The 22,502-nt window shown below is 55.6% G+C and carries 25 protein-coding genes and 1 pseudogene; 14 read left to right on the plus strand and 12 right to left on the minus strand.

The window, feature by feature from the left end:
• The first annotated feature begins 94 nt into the window (after positions 1–94).
• Positions 95–532, plus strand: a complete 438-nt coding sequence (locus tag BM352_RS09580; protein ID WP_245780953.1) for a MarR family winged helix-turn-helix transcriptional regulator — start codon at positions 95–97, stop codon at positions 530–532.
• Here BM352_RS09580 and BM352_RS09585 read toward each other — a convergent pair.
• The 9 genes from BM352_RS09585 to pobA are packed head-to-tail and all read right to left on the minus strand — an operon-like array spanning position 529 to position 7,443.
• Positions 529–1,584, minus strand: coding sequence for a 3-carboxy-cis,cis-muconate cycloisomerase (locus tag BM352_RS09585; RefSeq protein WP_090215987.1), 1,056 nt, complete (start codon positions 1,582–1,584; stop codon positions 529–531). The two genes, BM352_RS09580 and BM352_RS09585, sit on opposite strands and share 4 nt — an antisense overlap.
• Complete coding sequence (gene pcaD / locus BM352_RS09590) at positions 1,581–2,360, minus strand: 3-oxoadipate enol-lactonase (protein ID WP_090215990.1); 780 nt, start codon at positions 2,358–2,360, stop codon at positions 1,581–1,583. Before pcaD ends, BM352_RS09585 begins: the two co-directional genes overlap by 4 nt.
• Complete coding sequence (locus BM352_RS09595) at positions 2,360–2,983, minus strand: 3-oxoacid CoA-transferase subunit B (RefSeq protein WP_090215993.1); 624 nt, start codon at positions 2,981–2,983, stop codon at positions 2,360–2,362. The genes pcaD and BM352_RS09595 overlap by 1 nt, the downstream gene beginning before the upstream one ends.
• A complete protein-coding gene (locus BM352_RS09600; protein WP_090215996.1) occupies positions 2,983–3,681 on the minus strand; it encodes a CoA transferase subunit A in 699 nt (232 codons plus the stop codon). Before BM352_RS09600 ends, BM352_RS09595 begins: the two co-directional genes overlap by 1 nt.
• Positions 3,678–4,517, minus strand: a complete 840-nt coding sequence (locus tag BM352_RS09605; RefSeq protein WP_090215998.1) for a 3-oxoadipate:acetyl-CoA acetyltransferase — start codon at positions 4,515–4,517, stop codon at positions 3,678–3,680. Before BM352_RS09605 ends, BM352_RS09600 begins: the two co-directional genes overlap by 4 nt.
• 7 nt (positions 4,518–4,524) lie before the next feature.
• Positions 4,525–5,139, minus strand: a complete 615-nt coding sequence (gene pcaG, locus BM352_RS09610; RefSeq protein WP_090216001.1) for a protocatechuate 3,4-dioxygenase subunit alpha — start codon at positions 5,137–5,139, stop codon at positions 4,525–4,527.
• A 2-nt stretch (positions 5,140–5,141) separates the two neighbouring features.
• A complete protein-coding gene (pcaH, locus tag BM352_RS09615) occupies positions 5,142–5,885 on the minus strand; it encodes a protocatechuate 3,4-dioxygenase subunit beta (RefSeq protein WP_090216003.1) in 744 nt (247 codons plus the stop codon).
• Entirely contained in the window at positions 5,882–6,262 is a 381-nt protein-coding gene (pcaC, locus tag BM352_RS09620; RefSeq protein WP_090216006.1) for a 4-carboxymuconolactone decarboxylase, read from the minus strand. The genes pcaH and pcaC overlap by 4 nt, the downstream gene beginning before the upstream one ends.
• An 11-nt stretch (positions 6,263–6,273) precedes the next feature.
• Complete coding sequence (gene pobA / locus BM352_RS09625) at positions 6,274–7,443, minus strand: 4-hydroxybenzoate 3-monooxygenase (protein ID WP_090216009.1); 1,170 nt, start codon at positions 7,441–7,443, stop codon at positions 6,274–6,276.
• A 106-nt stretch (positions 7,444–7,549) separates the two neighbouring features.
• On the opposite strand from pobA, the gene pcaQ reads away from it, so the two are divergent.
• The 10 genes from pcaQ to BM352_RS09675 all read left to right on the plus strand — a co-directional run bounded on the left by pcaQ (position 7,550) and on the right by BM352_RS09675 (position 17,880).
• Positions 7,550–8,467: a pca operon transcription factor PcaQ gene (pcaQ, locus tag BM352_RS09630; RefSeq protein ID WP_090216011.1), complete on the plus strand. Its 918-nt coding sequence runs from the start codon at positions 7,550–7,552 to the stop codon at positions 8,465–8,467.
• 128 nt (positions 8,468–8,595) lie between these two features.
• Positions 8,596–9,360 carry an SDR family NAD(P)-dependent oxidoreductase gene (locus BM352_RS09635; protein ID WP_090216014.1) on the plus strand — a complete coding sequence of 255 codons (765 nt, stop codon included), beginning with the start codon at positions 8,596–8,598 and terminating at the stop codon, positions 9,358–9,360.
• A 10-nt stretch (positions 9,361–9,370) separates the two neighbouring features.
• A complete protein-coding gene (locus BM352_RS09640; RefSeq protein ID WP_281245114.1) occupies positions 9,371–10,153 on the plus strand; it encodes a crotonase/enoyl-CoA hydratase family protein in 783 nt (260 codons plus the stop codon).
• A 47-nt stretch (positions 10,154–10,200) separates the two neighbouring features.
• A complete protein-coding gene (locus BM352_RS09645; RefSeq protein WP_245780955.1) occupies positions 10,201–11,241 on the plus strand; it encodes a TRAP transporter substrate-binding protein in 1,041 nt (346 codons plus the stop codon).
• Positions 11,242–11,244: 3 nt separating this feature from the next.
• On the plus strand, positions 11,245–11,781 hold the full coding sequence (locus tag BM352_RS09650) for a TRAP transporter small permease (protein ID WP_090216020.1): 537 nt from the start codon (positions 11,245–11,247) through the stop codon (positions 11,779–11,781).
• A complete protein-coding gene (locus tag BM352_RS09655) occupies positions 11,781–13,103 on the plus strand; it encodes a TRAP transporter large permease (protein WP_090216022.1) in 1,323 nt (440 codons plus the stop codon). The genes BM352_RS09650 and BM352_RS09655 overlap by 1 nt, the downstream gene beginning before the upstream one ends.
• Positions 13,104–13,112: 9 nt before the next feature.
• Positions 13,113–13,613: a MarR family winged helix-turn-helix transcriptional regulator gene (locus BM352_RS09660; RefSeq protein ID WP_090216025.1), complete on the plus strand. Its 501-nt coding sequence runs from the start codon at positions 13,113–13,115 to the stop codon at positions 13,611–13,613.
• Positions 13,610–15,424: a feruloyl-CoA synthase gene (locus tag BM352_RS09665; RefSeq protein ID WP_090216028.1), complete on the plus strand. Its 1,815-nt coding sequence runs from the start codon at positions 13,610–13,612 to the stop codon at positions 15,422–15,424. The genes BM352_RS09660 and BM352_RS09665 overlap by 4 nt, the downstream gene beginning before the upstream one ends.
• Before the next feature lie 10 nt (positions 15,425–15,434).
• Positions 15,435–16,310: an amidohydrolase family protein gene (locus BM352_RS09670; protein ID WP_090216031.1), complete on the plus strand. Its 876-nt coding sequence runs from the start codon at positions 15,435–15,437 to the stop codon at positions 16,308–16,310.
• 10 nt (positions 16,311–16,320) lie between these two features.
• Positions 16,321–17,880 (plus strand): acyl-CoA dehydrogenase family protein, encoded by a 1,560-nt coding sequence (locus BM352_RS09675; protein ID WP_090216034.1) that lies wholly within the window; start codon positions 16,321–16,323, stop codon positions 17,878–17,880.
• Between the two features lie 325 nt (positions 17,881–18,205).
• On the opposite strand, the gene BM352_RS19135 is transcribed toward BM352_RS09675, so the two are convergent.
• Entirely contained in the window at positions 18,206–18,334 is a 129-nt protein-coding gene (locus BM352_RS19135; protein ID WP_342713601.1) for a hypothetical protein, read from the minus strand.
• A 781-nt stretch (positions 18,335–19,115) separates the two neighbouring features.
• Between BM352_RS19135 and BM352_RS19140 the strand changes: the two genes are divergently transcribed.
• Positions 19,116–19,445, plus strand: a complete 330-nt coding sequence (locus BM352_RS19140; RefSeq protein ID WP_245780956.1) for an Arm DNA-binding domain-containing protein — start codon at positions 19,116–19,118, stop codon at positions 19,443–19,445.
• Positions 19,411–19,671: a phage integrase central domain-containing protein gene (locus BM352_RS19145; protein ID WP_425434521.1), complete on the plus strand. Its 261-nt coding sequence runs from the start codon at positions 19,411–19,413 to the stop codon at positions 19,669–19,671. The genes BM352_RS19140 and BM352_RS19145 overlap by 35 nt, the downstream gene beginning before the upstream one ends.
• Before the next feature lie 248 nt (positions 19,672–19,919).
• Here BM352_RS19145 and BM352_RS19150 read toward each other — a convergent pair whose 3' ends face one another.
• Complete coding sequence (locus tag BM352_RS19150) at positions 19,920–20,717, minus strand: thermonuclease family protein (protein ID WP_245780958.1); 798 nt, start codon at positions 20,715–20,717, stop codon at positions 19,920–19,922.
• Positions 20,718–20,772: 55 nt separating this feature from the next.
• Between BM352_RS19150 and BM352_RS09690 the strand changes: the two are divergent.
• Positions 20,773–21,438: pseudogene (locus tag BM352_RS09690) on the plus strand (IS6 family transposase).
• 113 nt (positions 21,439–21,551) lie between these two features.
• Here BM352_RS09690 and BM352_RS09695 read toward each other — a convergent pair.
• Positions 21,552–22,481 carry a LysR family transcriptional regulator gene (locus BM352_RS09695; protein ID WP_090216037.1) on the minus strand — a complete coding sequence of 310 codons (930 nt, stop codon included), beginning with the start codon at positions 22,479–22,481 and terminating at the stop codon, positions 21,552–21,554.
• Positions 22,482–22,502: the final 21 nt, after the last annotated feature.

Below are 22,502 nucleotides of genomic sequence, written 5' to 3' on the forward strand. Positions count from 1 at the left end.
CGCGCTCCGCATTTTGTATGTATGCTTACTAAATACTGGACGGGGGGCGCTCCTGTCAATATGGTAAGTATGCATACTATGGAGAGCTGCGGACATGACCGATGAATTGGACCTTTATGCACTGCCGGGCCATTTGATCAGGAGACTTCATCAACAGTCTACCGCGGTGTTCTTGGAACATACCAAAGCTGCCGGTTTCGATCTGACCTCGGTTCAGTTTGCGGCGATGTCCACGTTGGCCAAGGACCCCGGTCTTGACCAAGCGAGCTTGGCAAAGCGCATCGCCTATGACCGAGCGACGATTGGCGGCGTGATCAAGCGGCTAGAACAAAAGGGTCTGGTCAGGCGTCAGCCTGATGATGAGGACCGTCGTGCCTTCAAAGTGAGCCTGACACCAGAGGGTGACGCCGTGCTGGCAAAGCTGGCGCCGGTTGTTTGCGCACTACAGTCTCGCATTCTACCGGATCTATCCGAAAGCGAAAAAGCAAGCCTGTTGGCCTTGATGACAAAGGCGCTCAGGCCCGCAAGTTAGGCCGTTCCAATCGACGTGATCTTGCCACAGATTTCAGTTGCGGCTGCTAGGCTACGCGCGGTGGCTTGAGCCATCTGTGGTAGTATCATCCATTCCAGCGCCCAGGCGGAGCCAGAGCGTTCTTGCTCGTGGACAAGTGCGTGATGCATGCCTGCGACCTGGGTGGCATTAAAGCGCGCTAGCGTCACAAGAAGCTCGGCCAGGATTGGGTTCTGTTTGTGGGGCATCGCCGATGAACTGCCGCCGCCCGCAAGGGTGACCTCATCAATGCCTTGCTGGGCCATCAGGCAAATATCCTGCCCAAACTTGCCGAGCGAGCCGGTCATGAGAGACAGAAGATTGGCATAATCCGCAAGGTCATCCCGAATAGCGTGCCAGACCAGTTCGGGGTTCTGCAGACCAAGTTGGTCAGCCATGCTTCTTGCGATCTCGTCAGCATGAGGTGCGAGGGCCGCGCGGTCGCCCGCTGCGCTGCCTAGTTGCAAACGTTCAACCGCCGGGCGGAGGCGCGCCAGCCGCTGGCGATGCCGTTCAACGGGGTAGGCCCATGTCGAAAGCCGGCCAGCCAGCGTGATTGGGATCGCAGCCTGCATCCGTGTCCGCCCGATAATGGTGCGGGTCCCGAACTGGACCTCAAGCCGGTCAAACGCGCCGCACAATTCTTCAAGCTTGACCCCAAGCAGGTCATTGAAATCACGCAAAGTCAGGGCAAGAGCTGTGTCGATAACATCCTGTGATGTCGTGCCTTCGTGAATGCTGGCGGGATCGCCACCAATCGCGCCTTTTAGTTGCGCCACCAAAGCGGGGACCACAACGCCATCCGACGCAGTGCCGCTGTTAAGGGCAAACATATCCGGCTCAGAAGTTTCGATCTGTTGCGCTGTCTTCTCAGCCGTGACGGCATCCAGTTTGCCGACACGCCCCAAGGCGCGGGTGTAGGCGGCTTCAAATGCGAGCATATGGGTGATCTGACGTTCGGGGTTCCAAATCTGCGCCGCATCCCGGTCGCCAAATAATCCGCCAAGAAACGGATGATCGAAGGGGCCGGTCATCTTAGGGTCTCATGCAGGCTGCTGATCGATCGGGCCGTTGCGGCAGACTGTTCGATGGACGGAAGATGCCCGCAGTTGTCCAGTTCCTCATAGTGTGCCCCGTTAATCAAACTCGCTAGAGCTTGGACGAGGGCCGGGGGCGTGGCAAGATCAATAGCGCCAGCAATGCAATGGGTCGGCATGGTGATGCGTGGGGCTTGGTCTGTGAAATCACTGTCGCGGATTGCGGCACAGACACCTGCGTAACCAACAGCAGATGTGCGGATCAGCATGTTGCGATACCCCGCAAGGTCCGCAAGTCGACCGGAGCGGAACCCTTCTGAGAACCACCGTTCCAGAATGGCCTCGGCCATGGACGCGATGCCTTGGTCCTCGACGGCTTGGATTCGGGCATTCCAGCCCTCCGCATCGCCAATCCTGGCCCCTGTGCAGCATAGCATAAGTCCTGCAACCAGATCAGGGCGGGCCGCTGCTAAGCCTTGCGCAATCAGCCCGCCAACAGAGACCCCGCAAATCAGCGCGGCCTTCATATCAAGATGATCCATCAGAGTGCTGACATCGCCCACCAAGGCGTCCATCGTGATGGGGCCATCGTCGCTTAGCCCGTGGCCGCGCTTGTCCAAACAAAGGATTGGCGCGTTGACGGTTAGCTGGTGGATCACCGCGTCCCAGATCCGAAAATCCGTTCCGAGCGAATTGAGAAAGACGATGGGAATGCCAACCCCATAGGAATGGCGATAATGCAGCGTGACATCATTGACGGTCACGAACGCCATTAAACGATTGTCGCTTCGGTTGCTGCGCGTAGTTCGTCTTTGGTGGCGCCGTCTGCGCATTCGACGATTTTGAGGCCGCCGTCGACTACATCCAACACGCCGAGGTTGGTGATGATCCGGTCAACTACGCCCTTGCCGGTCAGGGGCAAAGTGCATTCCTTCAGCAGTTTGGACACGCCGTGTTTGTTGGTGTGGTCCATTACAACGATCACGCGGCCGACGCCTGCGACGAGGTCCATTGCGCCGCCCATGCCTTTGATCAGCTTGCCCGGGATCATCCAGTTGGCAAGATCGCCCTTTTCGTCGACTTCCATCGCGCCTAGGATCGCCGCGGCGATTTTGCCGCCGCGGATCATGCCGAAGCTCTGGGAGCTATCGAAGTAGGCCGTGCGGTTCAGCTCGGTGATGGTTTGTTTGCCGGCGTTGATCAGGTCGGGGTCTTCGTCGCCTGCGTAAGGAAACGGACCCATGCCCAGCATGCCGTTTTCCGATTGCAGAGTGATGTCCTTGTCGCCCACGTAGTTGGCCACCAGCGTCGGGATGCCGATGCCAAGGTTCACATACATGCCATCTTCAAGCTCAGCAGCGGCCCGTTCGGCCATTTGGTTTCGGTCCCAAGCCATCATTTCTTCTCCCGGACGGTGCGCTGTTCGATACGCTTTTCGTGTTCGCCTTGGATCAGGCGGTGGACGTAGATGCCGGGCAGGTGGATGTCGTCGGGGTCGAGCGATCCGGTCGGCACGATTTCCTCGACCTCCACGACACAAGTCTTGCCGCACATGGCCGCCGGTGGGTTAAAGTTGCGAGCAGTCTTGCGGAAGATCAGGTTGCCGGTTTCATCGGCTTTCCAGGCTTTCACAATCGACAGATCGGCGAAGATGCCTTCTTCCATGATGTAGGTTTCGCCGTTGAAATCCTTGTGTTCTTTGCCCTCGGCGATAACCGTGCCGACACCCGTTTTGGTGTAAAAGGCCGGGATGCCACAGCCGCCAGCGCGCATGCGTTCGGCAAGCGTGCCTTGTGGGTTGAACTCGATCTCGAGCTCTTCGGCGAGGTATTGACGCATGAACTCGTCATTCTCGCCGACGTAAGAGCTCATCATCTTCTTGATTTGATGGGTGTCGAGCAGTTTGCCCAGGCCGAAGCCATCAACGCCGCAGTTGTTAGACGCGATTGTCAAGTCTTTGACGCCGCTTTCGACCACAGCGTCGATCAGCAGTTCCGGAATGCCGCAAAGGCCAAAGCCGCCTGCCGCCATAAGCATGCCATCGTGCAGCAACCCGTCGAGTGCAGCCGTGGCGTTAGGATAGATCTTTTTCATTCTTTGACTGCTCTTAGGCCGAGAATATTGCGTGCCTGCTGCCAAGTGGCGACCGGACGTTCGTATTTGACACATAGGTCAGCAACACGCTTGACCAGTGCCGCGTTGGACGGGGCAAGCGTGGTCTTGTCAATCCGGACGTTGTCTTCAAGCCCGGTGCGAGCATGGCCACCGCTTGATACCGCCCAGTCGTTCAACACAATCTGCTGCCGCCCAATGCCGGCAGCACACCACGGCGCGTCTTCCCCAAACAGGCGCTTGACGGTTTTGACGTAGAAATCAAAAACCTCACGGTCCACCGGCATTGAGTTCTTCACGCCCATGACGAACTGGACATAGGGCGTACCTACAATCTCCCCGCGATCGGCCATCAGCTTGGCCTGGAAAATGTGGCTGAGGTCAAATGCCTCGATTTCCGGCTTCACTCCATGTGTCCGCATTTCCAGGGCGAGCCAGTCGATAAGGTCCGGAGAATTCTCATAGACACGTGTGGGGAAATTTGTTGATCCGACCGATATTGAGGCCATGTCCGGCCGCAAATCCAGCATGGCCCCTCGCTCTTTCCCGCTGCCCGATCGCCCCCCTGTCGAGAGTTGAATAATCATGCCTGGACAGTGGTTTTCGAGGCCTTCCTTAAGCAGCGCGAACCGGTCAGGATCCGATGTGGGCTTTCCGTCATCGTCGCGAACATGACAGTGGGCGATGGTGGCCCCTGCCTCAAATGCCTCGTGCGTGCTTTCAATCTGTTCGGAGATGCTTATCGGCACGGCCGGATTGTTGTCCTTAGTGGGCAACGACCCGGTGATCGCGACGCAGATGATGCAGGGATTGTTCACAGCGGCCTCAAATATCAAAGAAGATGGTTTCGTTCGGACCCTGGAGGTGGATATCGAACCTGTATTCTCCGTCCTCGAGCTTTTTTGCCAACAAGGTCGGAATGCGGTTCTGATGCTCGATGCGGGTTAGGATGGGGTCGGATGCGTTGGCCTCCGCCTCATCTTCAAAATAGATGCGCGTATGCAGGCCGATATTTATGCCGCGCGCGACGACCCAAGCGGTGACATGAGGCGCCTGCATCTGTCCGTCGGGCCACGGCACGGCACCGGGCTTAACGGTATCAAAGGTGAATTCCCCAGTCACCATATCGCCCGGAGAACGCCCCCAACCAACAAAGTTCGGGTCAGCCTTGCCGCGGGTTTCATTCGCAGAAGGGAACAGCCCGGCTGCGTCGGGTTGCCAAATCTCGATCATGGCGTCGCGCAGGGGGGTGCCGGTGCCGTCATAGACGATACCCTTGATGATGATTTCCTCGCCCTTAACGGGGCCGGTCTTCATCGATGTTCCCAGATCACCTCCGTAGATGTCGATGCCGGTGAAATTGGGTGTGCAACCGATGTGGACGTAGGGGCCTGCTGTCTGGCTGGGGCTTTCGCGAAGATAGTCGAGTTTCTGTACCATGATTACAAACCCTCCTTTCGGTTCTCAAAATAGGTCTGACGCTGCCCACGCAGGACAATGTCGAATTTGAAGGCGCGGCTGTCCATTGGGACGGTGCGGTTCATGTCCAGCGGCGCTGTTAGCGCGTCTACGGCTTCTTGGGATTTCAGGACGCCGACGATCGGGCACAGTGGGATGTGCGGGTCGCCCTCGAAATACATCTGTGTAATCAGACGTTGCGCAAATCCATGACCGAAAATCGAGAAGTGAATGTGGGCAGGGCGCCAATCGTTCATGCCGTTTGGCCAAGGGTAGGGACCGGGTTGAATCGTGCGAAATTCGTAGGATCCGTCTTCGGCTGTGATCGTGCGACCGCAACCGCCAAAGTTGGGATCAAGCGCCGCTTGGTAGCTTTCCTTTTTGTGGCGATAGCGCCCGCCGGCGTTGGCCTGCCAGAACTCAACCAACGCGTTCGAGACGCCGCGACCGTTTTCGTCTAGCACCCGCCCGTGTACAATGATGCGGGGACCGATCGCGCTTTCGCCGGGCTTGGCATAGTTCAACAGTAGGTCGTTATCCAACTCGCCCAGCATGTTGTGCCCGAAGACCGGAGAGGTCTCTTCCGAAAGGGTCGTTGGAAAGGACAGCAGGGCCGACTGGGGGCTGCGTTTGACGCTGGTCTTGTACCACGGGGTCAGCGCGTCAGGCTGCCAATCGCGGTCACGTGGCACAAAGCCACCTGCCTTTGGCGGGGCTATTAGGCTCATATCTCTACTCCCAATTCGGCATATGTTTGCTTGGCAAGTTTAATTGCGTGGTTTGCAGCGGGGACGCCGGCGTAGACAGCGACGTGCATAAAGGCTTGCAGCACGTCTTGTGGTTTCGCGCCTGTATTCTGTGTGGCCCGGATGTGCATGGGGATTTCTTCGAAATTTCCGGTTGCCGCCAGCAGGGCTAACGTCAGCATCGAACGCTCGCGATGCGGGATCGTTTCGTCGGACCAAAGCGTGCCCCAAGCACCTTCAGTGATCATAGATTGGAAGGGAGTATCAAAGTCGACTTTGTTGGCCTCTGCGCGATCCACATGGGCGTCGCCCAAAACCTGACGGCGCGTTTTCATGCCCGTATCGTATCGGTCTGTCATCTGTTTCTCCATCAGTAGGGCAATCCGACGTAGTTTTCTGCCATGGCTTGTTGTGCGGCTTTATTGCTACTTAGGTATTCCAATTCGGCGACCTGCATCTTGAGGTCGAATTCCGTCTGATCCGGATATCGATGCATCAAAGATGAGAACCACCAGCTAAAGCGTTCCGCTTTCCACACACGCGCAAGCGCCTTTTCGGAATAGCTGTCGATGCCTTCTGAACTGCCGTTTTCGTAATAATCGCGCAAGCCATTGTAGAGGTAATGTACATCGGAAGCAGCAGTGTTCAGACCTTTGGCGCCCGTGGGCGGCACAATGTGCGCGGCGTCCCCGCAAAGGAACAGTCGGCCCCAACGCATCGGCTCGGTCACAAATGACCGAAGTGGTGCGATGGACTTCTCGATGCTCGGCCCGGTGATCAGTTTTTCGGCTTGATGGGCAGGAATGCGTTTCTTGAACTCATCCCAGAACGCTTCGTCGGACCAATCTTCTTCGGTGTCAGCCAGCGAACACTGAATGTAATAGCGGCACAGGTTTTCATTGCGCATCGAGGCAAGCGCAAACCCGCGCTCAGAATTGGAGTAGATCAGCTCATGATTGACTGGGGGCGTTTCGCTTAAGATGCCAAGCCAGCCAAATGGATATACTTTTTCGTATTCGCGCAGCACGTCCGCCGGAATGGTTCTGCGGCTGACCCCGTGAAAGCCGTCGCATCCGGCGACAAAGTCGCAATCGATCCGGCGCTCTAGGCCATCCACGGTGTAGGTTACATAGGGCGCGTCAGTGTCGGCGTTGTTAATCACCACATCTTCGACGTTGAATTCGATCTTCCCATCTGCCTTTTCGCGGGCCTCATAGAGGTCGCGGGTGACTTCGGTTTGACCGTAGACAATGACGGGCGTGCCTGTGAGCTCCTTGAAGTCGATACGAAACATCTTTTCCCCGTAGGCTACAAAGGTTCCGTCATGGACAAAGCATTCCTCATGCAATCTGTCTGCGCAGCCGGCCTCTTCCATGAGGCTGACCATCCCTTGCTCCAAGACACCTGCGCGGATGCGGCCAAGTACGTAGTCTTTGGTCTTTCGCTCTAGGACGATGCTCTCAATGCCACGAGTATACAGAAGTTGAGAAAGTAAGAGCCCCGACGGACCACCACCAATAATCGCAACCTGCGTTTTCATGAATCCCCCGCATTCAATGGAATCTTTCCTCTGGGGGTATTCTGATACATAAAATAGGAAAGTAAATTGACATATTGGCCTCTATAGTTGCTTAAAGTAATATCAAATGGATCGTAGGATCAAGTTTCGCCACCTCGAAGCCTTTGTGGTGATTGTACGGGCCAGGCGCTTGAAACGTGCTGCAGAGCAGCTGAACCTGACCCAGCCCGCCATCTCGAAAACCCTGCGCGACCTTGAGGAGATCTTGGGTGTCAGCTTGATGACGCGGGACCGGTCCGGTGTGCGGCTGACACCTGAAGGCAAGGTTTTCCTACAATACGCCGAACAAAGCACCGCCGCTCTGCGCCAAGGGATCAATAGTATTGCGTCCCTAAGCGAAGCAGGCGGGCATGTTCTGAAAATTGGAGTGCTGCCCAGCGTTGCAGCGCAGGTCTTGCCAAAGGCAATTGAAGCGTTCCGTCGTGTTTCCCCAGATACGATCCTGGATGTGGATGAGGGCTCACACGGGTTCCTGACCGATTGTCTGCGCAATGGAGAGCTCGACCTTGTTGTAGGTCGGTTGGGCAACGCCGAGTCGATGCGAGGCCTTTCGTTCACCGCGCTTTATTCCGAGAGTGTGGTCGCGGTCGTCGCGCCAGATCATCCCAGACGTGATGCGACGCGTCTTGAACAGATTGAAGAAGACCTGATCATCTATCCCCCTGACGCTGCCGCTATACGGCCGCTCTTGGCGCAGTTGATGCTGTCGCGGGGTATGGCTTTGTTCAGCGATAGGATCGAATGCGTTTCGGGTGCGTTGGGACGGGCGATGACCTTGGGTGCGTTGCAACCGGTCTGGTTTATCTCGCGAGGGGTTGTGGCGGATGACTTGGATGCGGGGCGACTTGTGGCGTTGGACATCGACATGCGGTCTACGGAAGGCGCGGTTGGGATCATGGCCCGGTCAGAGGAAAACTCATCTGCCCTCGTGGGCTTGTTTCGCATCGCGCTGTCCGACGCAGCAGTGGCATTGGCTTCTCACTAATGGCCGAGAGCGGCCGCATTCTTCATTTAATTTCAAAAGCCAATGCACTGCGTTGATTTTATAGCATAATAAATGTTCATTGACTGAACTATTGTCTGGTGTATCTATTTTCCACAGGGAGAGAGCGAATGATTCTACAGAACATGTCAGTTGCTATTACAGGTGCAGGAAGCGGCTTAGGCGCTGCTACCGCGCGCCGATTTGCCAAGGCCGGCGCTGTGGTTGCGTGTCTCGACCTAAGTGAAGCAGCCGCGCAAAACGTCGCAGCCGAAGTTGGTGGCTCTGCCCATTCAGTCGACGTATCCGACAGCGCTGCTGTTGAGACTGTGTTTAGAGATATAGAGGCCGCGCAGGGCACCCCGCGTGTTGTTGTCAATTGTGCGGGCATCGGCACTGCTGCCCGTATTTTGCCGCGCGACGGTAGCCTGACCATCGACAGTTTTGAGCAAGCCCTTCGTGTCAACCTTTTGGGTACGTATACCGTTATGAATATCGCCGCGCGGGCAATGGCTGCTACTGACCCGACCGGCGCCGACAATGCGCGTGGCGTAATCATCAATACCGCATCCGTAGCATTCGAAGACGGACAGATTGGTCAAGCCGCCTACTCTGCGTCCAAGGGCGGTATCGTTTCGATGACTCTTCCCGCCGCTCGGGAGCTTGCGCGCTTTGGCATTCGTGTCATGGCAATCGCGCCCGGTCTTTTTGAGACCTCCATGAGCGCCGGCCTCCCAGATGATATTCGCGCCGAGATCCTCAAGGCCGTCCCATACCCATCCCGAATGGGCGACGCCGATGAGTACGCGCAGCTTGCGCAAAGCATTGTTGAGAACCCAATGCTGAACGGAACAGTGATCCGTCTTGATGCTGCCGCGCGCATGCCCATTAAATAAGGAAGATTTTGTGACCAAGTCCAAAGCCAAAGACGCCGTGTTGCTCGTTGAGATCGATGGGCCTGTTGCGACGCTGACGATGAATCGGCCCGCAAAGAGAAACGCGATGTGCGATGAGCTTCTTGATGCGATTGATGCATTCTTCTTAAAGCCGCCCAAGGGCGTACGTGTTGTGATCCTGACGGGTACGGCTGGTCATTACTGTTCTGGTTTGGATTTGTCGGAACACGTCGCGCGCGACGCAGAAGGCACCATGCGCCATTCGCGTAACTGGCACCGGGTCATGGATGTGATCCAGATGTCTGGTCTTCCGGTCGTGTCTGCGATGTTTGGGGCCGTTATTGGTGGCGGGCTAGAGCTTGCTGCTTCGACACACGTGCGTATCGCAGAACCGTCTTGCATCTTTCAGCTGCCCGAAGGGCGCCGCGGCATCTTTGTTGGCGGTGGCGCGACGGTTCGGGTTGGCCGCATCTTGGGCGCGGACCGGATGTGCGAGATGATGCTGACGGGCCGCAAATTCGGCACCGAAGAGGGGCTCGCGATGGGCCTAACCCATTACGCCGTTGGCGAAGGCGAGGCACTCGTTAAGGCTCGTGAATTGGCCAAGGGTATCGCCCACAACGCGTCTTTGTCCAACTACATGATGATCCAAGCGATCAGTCGCATTTCAGACATGTCGCGCAGCGACGGTCTGTTTACCGAAAGCCTTGCTGCAGCGGTCTCTCAGACCAGTGCGGACGCCGAAGAGGGGCTCAAGGCATTTCTCGAAAAACGCAAACCTGTCTTTCGTTAAGTCCAAGAAACAAGAAAACGACACCGTCATTTAAGGGAGGAAACCAAATGACCAATATGACCCGCCGTACGGCACTTGCCTCAATGGGCGCAGCGCTCGCGACGCCTGCTCTGGTTTCGCGCGCAAGCGCGGCAGAAGTAACGCTTCGCCTGCACCATTTCCTGCCACCTGTCGCTCCTATGCATTCGCGCTTCTTCGAAGTATGGGCTGCCGAACTTGCAGAAGCGTCTGAGGGCGCGATCGAAGTTCAAATTTTCCCAGCGATGCAGCTTGGCGGAAGACCGCCACAGCTCGCTGATCAGGTGCGCAACGGCATTTGCGACATCGCGTGGACACTGCCGGTCTATACGCCAGATCGCTTCCCCGTAGCGGAAACCATGTCGAACCCATTCATGGTGACAAATGCCGAAAAGACATCCGTGGCATTGCACACGCTGATGGATGAATTCGGAGCGGACGATTACCGAGGCATGAAGCCTTTGGCGTTCCATACGCATGATGGCGGCAAGCTGCACACACGCGACGCTCCAGTGCTGAGCGCTGCTGATTTGCAAGGATTGAAGCTGCGTGCGCCGAACCAGGCAACAGGCGATATGCTTGCCGGTTTTGGTGCCGAGGTCGTCTTCTTCCCGGTTACTGAAATGGTCTCCGGCTTGTCTAGCGGAGTCATCGATGGCTGTTGCCTGCCGTACGAAGTTGTGCCGGCGTTCAAACTTCAGGAACTGACTTCCTTCACCTCCGAACCAGCAGAAGGCGCACGTGGCCTTTATGCCAACACCTTCTCGCTTTTGATGAACGAAGCGAAATACGAAGGCATGTCCGACGACTTACGCGGTGTGATCGACGCTGCATCAGGCATTGATCTGTCCCGCCGTATTGGTGCGCAGTTCGACGGCTTTGAAGCATATGGCCGTGGCGTTGTCGAAAAGCAGGGCAATACGATCGAAACCATCCCGGCCGAAGAAATCGCAATCTGGGTAGAAGCGGCATCGCCAGTTCATGAAGCTTGGATCGGCAAGCTGAATGACAAAGGCCTAGATGGCGCAGCGATCATGGCTCGCGCCAACGATTTGCTCGACGCAGGCTAAAAAATGTCTGAGATACTTACAGACTCAACAGAGGGGCCTCGTGCCCCTCTGAACACTCTTTTGCACCGAATTTGCGTTTCCAGCGCTGCTGTCGGTGGATTGGTCATCTTTGGCGCGGCCTTCTTTGTCACCTTTTCCATCATAAAAAGCCTGCTGGGCTTCGGTGCGATGCGCGGCGAATTTGAATTGGTGGAGTTGGCATGCGCAACTAGTGCATCGCTATTCCTTCCGCTTTGCCAGCTCACCAAAGGGCACGTCCTGGTTGACGTATTTACCGGTTGGTTGCCAGTCCGGGTGAACCAAACCATGGATGCAATTTGGACCCTGCTCTTTGCAATCGGGTGGGCCTTTGTCTGTTGGCAACTCTTTCACGGTCTTTGGGAGGTGCACGGATATGGCGACCGTACGATGTTGCTTCGCGTTCCGGTTTGGTGGGCCTATGTACCAGCCGTATTTGGAGCCGGACTGTCCGCTTTCGTCGCGGTTGTTCAAAGCTTGTCTGTCCTAATGCCGCGTCTTGCCAGAAAAGTAGGTGCCTGATGGATCCGTTCGTCTTCTCAATTGTTCTTATCGTCGGGCTGTTTGTCCTCATCTTTATGAGGATGCCGATCGCGCTGGCGATGGCTCTGGCGGGCGTCGTTGGCTACATCCAACTCAGTTCTTTCGCGAGCTTGAAATTCTATTTGAGCACCGCGTGGGTGGATAAGTTCATGTCATACGACTTCGCCGTCATTCCTCTGTTCATTTTGATGGGCCATCTGGCGACGAGATCTGGAATTTCGGCATCCATTTTCAACGCCGCACGCGCTTGGATTGGCCATATGCGGGGCGGACTTGCCATGGCTGCGGTCGCAGGTTGCGCGCTGTTTGGTTCAATTTCCGGGTCTTCGCTTGCCACGGCTTCGACGATGACGCGGGTGGCCATGCCTGAGATGCGCAAACACGGGTTCTCAGGCGCCTTGTCGGCGGGTTCACTTGCCGCCGGCGGGACGTTGGGCATACTGATTCCGCCGTCAATCGTTCTCATCATCTTTGCTCTGCTGACGGAACAAAACATCGTCAAACTTTTCCTTGCCGCGACTGTTCCCGGTATCTTAGCCGTTGTCGGCTTCATGATTGCCATCTCGATCTACGTGCGCCTGTTCCCGGAAGAGGGGCCAACGAGTGAGCGGTCCAACTTCGCTGAGCGTATCCGTGCAATCGGTGAAATCTGGCACGTTCTGGTTATCTTTGGTGTCGTTCTTGGCGGCATTTACGGTGGCTTGTTTACACCTGCCCAAGGCGCCTCTGTAGGTGTTGTACTAACGCTTGTTCTGGGATCGCTGAAGGGCGGGCTAACCCTGCGCTCGGTTCTGGACAGCCTCATTGATACGGCAGGCACCAGCGCGATGATCTTTGCCATCGTTTTTGGTGCAGACCTGTTTAACGTTGCCCTCGCCCTTAGCCGGATGCCGCTAGACGTGGCGCAGTATTTTGCCGCGTCTGACATCGCGCCCATGCTGATTTTGCTGGCCATCGTTGTGTTCTACCTCGTGATGGGGTGCCTGATGGACAGCTTGTCGATGATACTGCTGACGGTTCCGGTCTTTTTCCCGACGGTCATGGCGCTAGATTTCGGCTTGTTGCCAGAACAACAGGCCATGTGGTTCGGGATCATCGCGCTGGTCGTGGTGGAGATGGGGTTGATAACCCCACCCGTGGGCATGAATTTGTTCGTGATCTCAGCGATGGCAAGAGACATCCCGATGAAACAGATTTTTCGTGGCACGGTGCCGTTCATTTTGGCCGAGTTCTGCCGTATCGCGATCCTAGTTAGCTTTCCGGCGCTGAGCTATTGGCTGGTCGACCTTGTGATGAATTAGGAAAAGCAAATGCCGCTTTCGAAAATTAGTGCGACTGCACCCAAGGCGCCGGGAACTCCGGCAAGCGATATGCTTTTGCGTCAGTTTGTGGGCTACAGGGTGAAACGTGCCAACCTGCTGATCCAAGACGACATGGCAAAAACGCTCGAGCCGTTTGGCCTGCGCACCGGAACTTTTTCCGCCCTTGCGGTCGTCATTTCGAACCCGGGGATTTCCCAGTCAGACTTGTCCGATGTCTTGAATATCAAGCGCTCTGGCGTGGTCGTTGTGGTGGATGAACTTGAACGCGCTGGGGTGCTAAAGCGCAAGCCTGTCAAAGGGGACCGTCGGACCAATGCGCTTACAGTTACGGCCGCAGGTCGGCGCCTTTGGAACAAAGTCGAAAAGGCTGTGCAAGACCATGAAGCGGTGCTTTTCAGCGGCTTAGACCTAGAAGAGATCGCGACGCTTCACGATCTTCTGGCGCGGGCGACCAAGAGCCCAATATCGGATTTGGAGAAAGAACAATGATTGATAAGCAGACCGGCCTCAACCTGGTGCCCCACGACGTGAGTATGGAGCGCGTAGGCAGAGATCTGGTCATGTCGTCAAAGATCCCATTGGGGGACGTCGTTGACCGGACTGCGGACTGGCTTCATCACTGGGCCGAAACAACGCCCGACAACGTCTTTCTGGCCGAGCGGACTGCGACCGGCTGGCGAGAGGTTACATTCAAGCAAGCGCTCGAAGCGGTGCGCGGCATCGCGGGCTCGTTGGGCGGGCGCAACATGGGTCAGGACACGCCGATCGTGATCTTGTCCGGAAATTCGGTCAATCACGCTCTGCTTTCTTTCGGTGCGCAATATGCAGGTGTGCCGACGGTTCCACTGGCCGAGCAGTATTCGCTGATAACCGAAGCGCACGGTCGACTGATCTATGTGTTGGATAAGGTGCGCCCGGCAATGGCCTATACGGATGATGCTGGGCTCTTTGCCTCTGCTTTGTCACTGCCTCAGTTGGAGGATGTGGAAATTGTTGCGACCAAGACCGAGGGCGCGCCGGGGCCTGTGACGTCCTTTGCCAGCCTTGTGGAAGGCGACGCAAGCCAAGATGCCGATGCGCTTTTGGCAACGACTGGCCCTGATACCGTAGCCAAGATCCTCTTCACGTCCGGCTCGTCGTCTGACCCAAAGGGGGTTCTGACGACGCAGCGGATGATGTGTGCGAACCAGGCTCAGATGTCTGCAGTTTTGCCATTTCTTGCAGAACGCGCGCCGCGCATCTGCGATTGGCTGCCGTGGAACCATGTTTTCGGTGGATCGCATAATGTGAACATGATGCTCGCGAATGGCGGCACGCTTGTCGTGGATGACGGAAAGCCGACGAAAAAGTATTTCGATCGCACCGTTCGAAACATTATCGAACGGCCCGGCACACTGGCGTTCAACGTGCCGGTTGGATTTTCCATGTTGGTCCACGAGATGGAGACCAATACCAAGCTACGCGACGCCTATTTCCGCGATCTGGACTTGATTTTTTATGCGGGGGCTTCTCTGCCGCAAGATGTCTGGACCCGGTTAGAGGAAATGGCGATCGAAGTGCGTGGCCGCCTCCCGTTGATGATTTCCAGCTGGGGTATGACCGAGACGGCCCCCGCTACCCTCATGGTTCATGAACCTATCGGCCGTTCCGGCGTGATCGGAGTTCCGTTGCCTGCGACCAAAGTCAAACTGTCCCCAGATGATGAAATGCGTTGTGAATTGCGGGTCCAAGGCCCCAACGTCATGACGGGCTACTACGACGATCCAGTCAAATCCGCCGAGGCATTCGATGATGGGGGCTATCTGGTTACGGGCGACGCTGTGCGTTTCGTTAATCCGGAGGAGCCAAACATGGGGCTGGCCTTTGATGGGCGCGTTTCCGAGGATTTTAAGCTCCTGACGGGCACATGGGTGCAGGCGGGTAAGCTTCGGCTGGATGCTCTGGATGCGCTGCGCGGCTTGGTCCAAGACGTGATGATCTGCGGGCATGATCGCGACGCCATCGGGCTGTTTGTCTTCCCCCTTCCGGACCAAGTGCATGGCAATAACACATCAGAAGGCGCGGTCATTGATCCCGTACTGCAAAGCCAAATCGACACCCGCTTGGCTGAAATGGCAAAGGCTGCATCGGGGTCCGCCAAACGGATTTCACGGGCTATCATTCTGGCCGAGCCTCCTTCACTGAAGGACGGAGAGATTACAGACAAAGGCTCGCTCAACCCGCGTAAAATCATGACACGTCGGGCTGATTTGCTCGAGCGGTTATATGACAACGAAGACCCGGCATTGATCCGGGTATGAAGAGGACGCCATGGTAGATTTTGCAAAAGTTCGAGCGATCGATTTTCACACTCACGCAGAAGAGGCCTGCGGGTGTCATGCGGATGACGGCTATGACGAGCTGCAAAGCACGATGGCCAAATATTTTGGCGCTCCTTGGCAACATCCGCCAACCATTGACGAAACCGCCGCGCACTATCGGGAAACGAATATCGCGGCGGTGATCTTTCCCGTCGATTCAGAACGTGAAACGGGGTACCGACGCTATGACAACTATGAGGTCGCCGACGCCTGCGCCAAAAACGATGACATCCTGATCCCCTTCGCCTCGATTGATCCGGCCAAAGGCAAGCTTGGTGCACGCGAAGCCCGTGATTTAGTAGAAAACCACGGCGTTCAGGGGTTCAAGTTCCACCCCACAATGCAAGGATTCTACCCAAACGATCGGTCCGCCTACGTGCTTTATGAGGCCATCGCGGAATCTGGAAAACCTGCACTGTTCCACACAGGTCAGACTGGTGTCGGGTCAGGCATGCCCGGCGGTAACGGAATGCGGCTCAAGTACTCCAACCCGATGTATATGGATGATCTGGCCGTGGACTTCCCCGATATGCCGATCATCCTCGCGCATCCGTCCTTCCCTTGGCAGGAAGAGGCGCTGTCGGTCGCGCAGCATAAGCCGAATGTCTATATCGACCTGTCGGGCTGGTCGCCGAAATACTTCCCTAAGATCCTTGTCCAATACGCGAACCGGATGTTGAAGCACAAAATGCTCTTCGGGTCGGACTGGCCGATGATCGCTCCAGAAAAGTGGCTGGATGCATTCGATCAGGCAGATTTCCGAGACGAAGTTCGCCCACTCATTTTAAAAGAAAATGCCATGCGCCTGTTGGGCGTTACCTTTTAGGACAGCAGACATGACCAGTTTTACAGCGCCCGTAGACGACATCCTGTTTTCGCTGGAGACCATCGCAGGTGCAAACAGGATTTCGGTTTGGGACGGCGATCTGGCTGCCGAGATTGCGGCTCATTTCGGGGCCTTTGCTGAGGGTGCAATTGCGCCATTGAACGCAACTGGACACAGCCAAGGGTGCAAGTTGGAAAACGGGCGTGTGCGTATGCCGGATGGTTTTAAGGATGCTTTCGAACAATTGACTGAAATGGGGTGGCAAGGTCTGACCGCACCCGAAAATTATGGCGGAATGGGACAAAACGCACTTGTTGCGGCGGCCGTCTCGGAAATATTTTCGGGTGCAAACCTGTCAATGCAGATGGTTTGTAATCTTGTGCCTGGAGCGATTTCGACCCTGCGAAAGTTTGGCAATGAAGCACAGCAATCAGAATGGATTCCGAAACTAGCTGCAGGTGAGGCGCTCTCGACGATGTGCTTGACCGAGCCTGGGGCGGGGTCCGATCTATCGCGCATCCGCACCAAGGCCACGCGCAATGAAAACGGATGGATCATTGATGGAGAAAAGATATTCATCTCTGGCGGCGACCAAGACCTGAGCGATGACATCCTACATCTGGTCCTTGCACGGACTGGCACAAAAGAGGACGGCGTCAAAGGGTTGTCCCTGTTCCTTACAAGTAAGAATATGGCTGGAACGGCCATCACGATTACACGGATTGAAGAAAAGATGGGCCTTCACGCGTCGCCAACCTGCCAAATGGCATTTGACGGCTGCCCAGCTGAGCTGATCGGCGAAGAGGGAGCCGGGCTGGCTGCGATGTTCGTTCTGATGAACCACGCGCGCTTAGACGTGAGCTTGCAAGGCGTCGCTCTTGCCGGACACGCGTATCGCATCGCTAAAGCATATGCGAGTGAGCGCAAACAAGGACGACGGCCAGACGGATCAGAGGCGGTACTGACAGACCATGCCGACGTGCGTCGCATGCTTGACGAACAACGAACGCTTGAAATTGGCGCACGCGGAATGGCGCATGTGGCGCTGGTCGAATTGCTAAATGGGAAACGACCGGAACTGGTCGAATTTCTGACTCCGCTGTGCAAGGTTTTCTGTACAGAAGCTGGTATCACCTCTTCCAATCTCGGCATCCAGATCCTTGGGGGATATGGATATTTGACTGAATACGGCCTTGCGCAGACTTGGGCTGACGCGCGGATCACCGCAATTTACGAGGGGGCGAATGGCATCCATGAACTTGCTGTGGCAACCCGGGGCCTTCGCCTCAAAGGTGGAGCAGGGGCGGATGCCTTTGATGCGCTGATCGAAGAGCTGACCGATAACGCAACTGTATTGGAACTTCGTGAGCTTTGGCGTAAAGCGCGGGCATCAGTTGCTCAAGCTGAGGATCCAACGATTTTGGCACATGATTTCGCGCAATTGAGTTGCAGCCTTTTTCACCGTGCGGTTTGCAGTCGTTTCGCAGAATCCAACTCTGATCTGGAATACGCCAGACTGCGCGATTTCGCTTTGTCTCGTCCTTTGACCTTCAGCAGCTTCCTCGTCTGATTGGTCCTCCCAAAGTACCGTCAGAACTTTTCGGACGAGCGGCTTTAAGAGTTAGTGTGAAGGTCGATCATGTGTGGATTCCCGGGATACTGAGAACGAATTTTAAGTCTTGGAACTCCTGATCAGGTGCAGTCATGTGTCCGGCCTCTGGAGTGCCGCGACACTGGCGGCGGGCCCTTATGGAGATACGCGACGCGGGTCCAAATCAGAGTAACGGGCTCTACGGCCACAATCTTATCCTGGTTTTCCGCTGCCGATCTCATGATCGTCGTGTTCCGTAACTTATCTTCGTCCTTTCAGTCCTGCCGGTATCCTGGCCGCGCAGTTATGCGGCGACCTGAATTTCGTAATCTCGTTCCTTGGCCATCATTGCCCAAAGCCGTCTGGCCATTTTGTTGGCCAAAGCGAAAGCTACGACCATGCGTGGTACCTTTTCCAGTTTCGCTGCGTTCATTCGAGTTTTTGGCACGCGGAATTTTCGTCCATTCCAAGTTGTAGGCGAGTATTACAGTGAAACGGGCAGTGCGGCGTTGGCCACTTTGGCTTGATCGCATGTGGAGGAACGGACAGACACCCCGCTGTATCCAGTTCGAGGCCAATAGGAATGATGGGTGCCTACGCTATCCATTGGGAAAGTCGGCAATGCACAGAAATTCCACTGTCCATTAATTGGCAGTGAACGGCAGCTTTGTCCCGCATTGCAGTCATCGGCTCCACCAAAAATGTTGCGCGATCGATCAATGACCGCTTCGGGGGAAGCTGCATCTCGGCGACGCGACACAAGGTCAATGGCCGGTAAGGGCCGTGTTACGGACATTGCAATGATTTTAAGATGACGACTTCGTGCAATCGGGCTACTACGTTCCAGCCTCAGATATCCGCTGTGGATCACCTAATTCACTTCACTCAGATGGTTTTGGGGGTATGAATGGGGGTATTCCACATATGATACTATTTTAAATCAAATATTATCAATATGATAACATCAGAATGTGGGTCCGTGTGGGGCACCATTTCAATATCCAGATTTGTCCGATGACATCCGTTTGAGCCTTGTTCATAAGGGGTTTATCGAGATCGTTTGTCTATCACTGTTTTTTGACGTCCAGCAGCGTAGCTTCTGAATGGGGGTGTATTTGGGGGTACAATGAAAACTGGAAAAACTGCGTACCCCCACCGTGCCCCTAAGCGATATAAAGATTCGAAACCTGAAATCGGGTGATAAGGCCTACAGGGTGAGTGACTTTGAGGGGCTGTTCATTTTGGTGAAGGTCAGTGGAGCGAAGCCGTGGCGGTTCAAGTACCGGATTGATGGTAAAGAGCGCCTGTTGGTGTTCGGGAATTATCCAGCGGTGACGCTGGCCAAAGCGCGACAAGCCCGAGACATCGCTAAGGCGCTCTTGGCGGATGGGCAGGACCCAAGCGAAGCTAAACAAGAAGAAAAGCGGTTGCGGCTTGAGGCCAAGGGCCAAACTTTCGAGAAGATTGGCGCGGCGTTTCTGGCCAAGCAACGCAAAAGAGGGGAGGTCGGTGGCTACGCTTTCCAAGACAGAATATCACCTTAAATTTGCTAACCGTGATTTTGGCCGCAAGCCTGTAACCGAAATCACCGCGCCCATGATCCTTAAAACCCTGCGCAAGGTAGAAGCTAAGGGTAATTATGAAACCGCGCACTGCCTGCGCGCCCGTATCGGTTCGATCTTTAGCTACGCTGTGGCGAGTGGGATTGCAGAAACAGACCCGACTTATGCTCTGCCCTACGTCGCATGGGGTATTCAGGTGATGAAATGACTGCCCACGGTTTTCGCGCGTCATTCTCGACGTTGGCCAATGAAAGCGGCCTATGGAACCCGGATGCTATCGAGCGCGATTTGGCCCATGTTAAAAAAACGAAGTGCGCCGTGCGTTTGTGAGAGGCGCGCATTGGGAGGAAAGGGTGCGCTTGGCGGGTTGGTGGGCGGATTGCCTAGAAGGTTTTAAAAGAGGCTTGGCCTGAATGGCCCGTTACCAACCGAAATCCAGTCGGTCAGGGCCCTTCTTCAACGTCCCTTACCTTCGGCTTTCTGTCGCGCGTCAAACCTTTCCCAAACATGCACACGGCCCTTTTGGCGTGCGTCGGCAAGCCAGAGTTTCTTGCGGATGCCTGTCACCTCAAGATGGCTGTATTTGCCTCCGGAGAATTTTGGCCAGTCGATAGCCAGCCCTTGTTTAACAAGTTCTTCGGAGAGGTCACGGCCATCGGGCAGAAAGCACTTTGCAACCGTGCGGCCATATTCGTCTTCTTCAGTGATTTCTGCGCGTATGTGGTGGCCCTTACACAAACGCACCATGGCCCACTTAGCTTTCTTTCCGTAGGGATGATGCAGCTCCGGGGCGTCTATCCCGAAAAGGCGTACTTGGGTCTTTTGGATCGTAATAGTATCACCGTCTGTAACATGAGCTGGCCCAACCAGCACGCGCGACCGCGCAACTGGATGAGCGGTCGCCGCATCGAACGCCTTGTCCCTTCCTGCCGTTCCGGACTGCAGCGTTTTCGGCTGCGTGGAAGGAGCGGTGATGCTGCGTCCGGCCTTGTACGTAAACGTCTCGCTAACCGGTTTTTTGTAGGGTTTGGCTTTCGGCCGATAGGTGGACCTACCAGAACTCTCAAAATAAATCGTAACATCTGAGAACTTTAGGAGACAAAGTCGATTAGGTTCAATCCTGTGCCATCCACAAATGACCACAATGCGAAACCCGCGCTGCAGCGTCGGAAAATAACGCGACTGTCCGGTCTGGCCCGATAGCAGCTCCCTGCCGAGCCCGCGCAGAGGTCTGTTATGTGGGTTCTGTTGCATTAACTTTCAGTCAGCCTGATTATACCCGTTCAAGCACCACCGATTACCCAAGAATATCCTCCTCCTAGCTGTCCGTTGGTACTGTCGATATCCACTTTCCTACCGCGATGTACGTGACTTTCTGGCTGAGCGTGGGATTTCGGTTGATGCGGCCACAAATTCCGGCTGGGTCCAGAAGTTTGGCCCTGAAACTCGGAAAACGGCCTATGGCCAGCATCGTAGTTGGCGAGGTTTATAATGGCATGTGGACGAAACATATGTGCGGGTGAATGGGCGCTGGTGCTACCTGTGGCGTGCTGTTGATCAACCTGGTCAGCTGATTGAGTTCCGCCTGATAGCGCGGCGAGATGCCAAAGCAGCGAGAGCATTCATGCGTCAAGCAAGTGAAACTGTTCGATGTTATCATCCAATGACCGTCATCACGGACCAGACGCATAGCTACGCCAAAGTGATCAAAGAAGTGAAGCGATACTGCGGGTCAGAAGACGCGATCCGACATGTCGATCGCAAGCATTTAAACAATCGTATTGAAGGCGACCATGGCGCTTTGAAGCAACTACTGAAGCCCAAACGAGGCTTCCGAAGTCGGGCTGCGGCGAAGAACACGTTGAAGGGAATAGAGACACTCAGGGCGATCAAGAATAGCCATTTTCAGAACAATCAAACCGGAGTTCGCAACGAAATTGCGCTAGTCGCAGACTTGTTCGACGAGGCGGCTTGAAACATACGACTTAATCCAGAACTGGCCTAGATTTCGACAATGCAACCGAACCACGCGGTCTGTGACATCTGGTCAGTATCGCGCCCGTTGAAGATCGGGCGCAGCGGTTTCGGCTAAGCATTACTGGCCACAATCAGCTTCGCTCCCTCGGGCCCGTCGCAGAAATCTGTGCATCTATCTACAAACATCTGGACCAACTGCCGCTTTGGCCCCGGCGCAAACCCCAGAGATAGTGTCACGCCGGATGATGAGCCTGACACAGGTAAACAGCTGATTTCGCGCCCAGCGTATGGCGGCACTTCGCGCGGACGCATGTTCAGCAGCGATACCCCAATTCCGGAAGCAACCAGTGAGCGCACCATCTCGGTAGAGTTAGCCGTGGCCACGATGCGAAACTCTTCGCCACTTTGTTCTAACAGATCCATGTAATATCCACGCGCCGCTGGGCGGTCCAAGATGATGAGCGGTTCTCGGGCAATTTGGGCAACGGAGACGGACTCGCCCTTGGCGAGTTCGTGACCTGCCGGGCACAGGCAATATGTCGGCGCAAAAATTAGGGGCTGTGTCGCAATCTGCGGATTGGGCAACTCGGCGACAAAGAGGATTACGTCAAAACGGCCTTCTAGAAGTCCTTGTTGAACAGATGTGTTATCCCCTTCGATCAATGACACTGTCACATCGGGGTGAGCGGCAAGGAGCGGTGCGCAGATCTCTGGGAGAAACGCAGGCGCAATCGGTGCGTTGAACCCAATCGCCAAGGTGCCGGAGAACCCAGTTTGCAAGTCCGACAAGTCAGTGATCAAGGCGTCATAACGCTCCAACAGGTCTTCGATACGCCTCTGCACATCACGCCCGGCCAATGTCGGAAATATGCCTTTCGCGCGAGCACGTGTGACCAGCGCCATGCCGAAGGTCTCTTCGGCTTGGTTAAGAGCAGACGCAATTGCGGAAGGGGCGACATGCATCGCTTCGGCTGCCGCAGTGATGCTTCCGTGTTGCAAGGCGGCCTGAAGATAGCGAATTGCACGTAAGGATAGGGACACAGTGAAACCTCTGAATTTCAG

The organism is Litoreibacter janthinus, from assembly GCF_900111945.1.
GTDB lineage: Bacteria > Pseudomonadota > Alphaproteobacteria > Rhodobacterales > Rhodobacteraceae > Litoreibacter > Litoreibacter janthinus.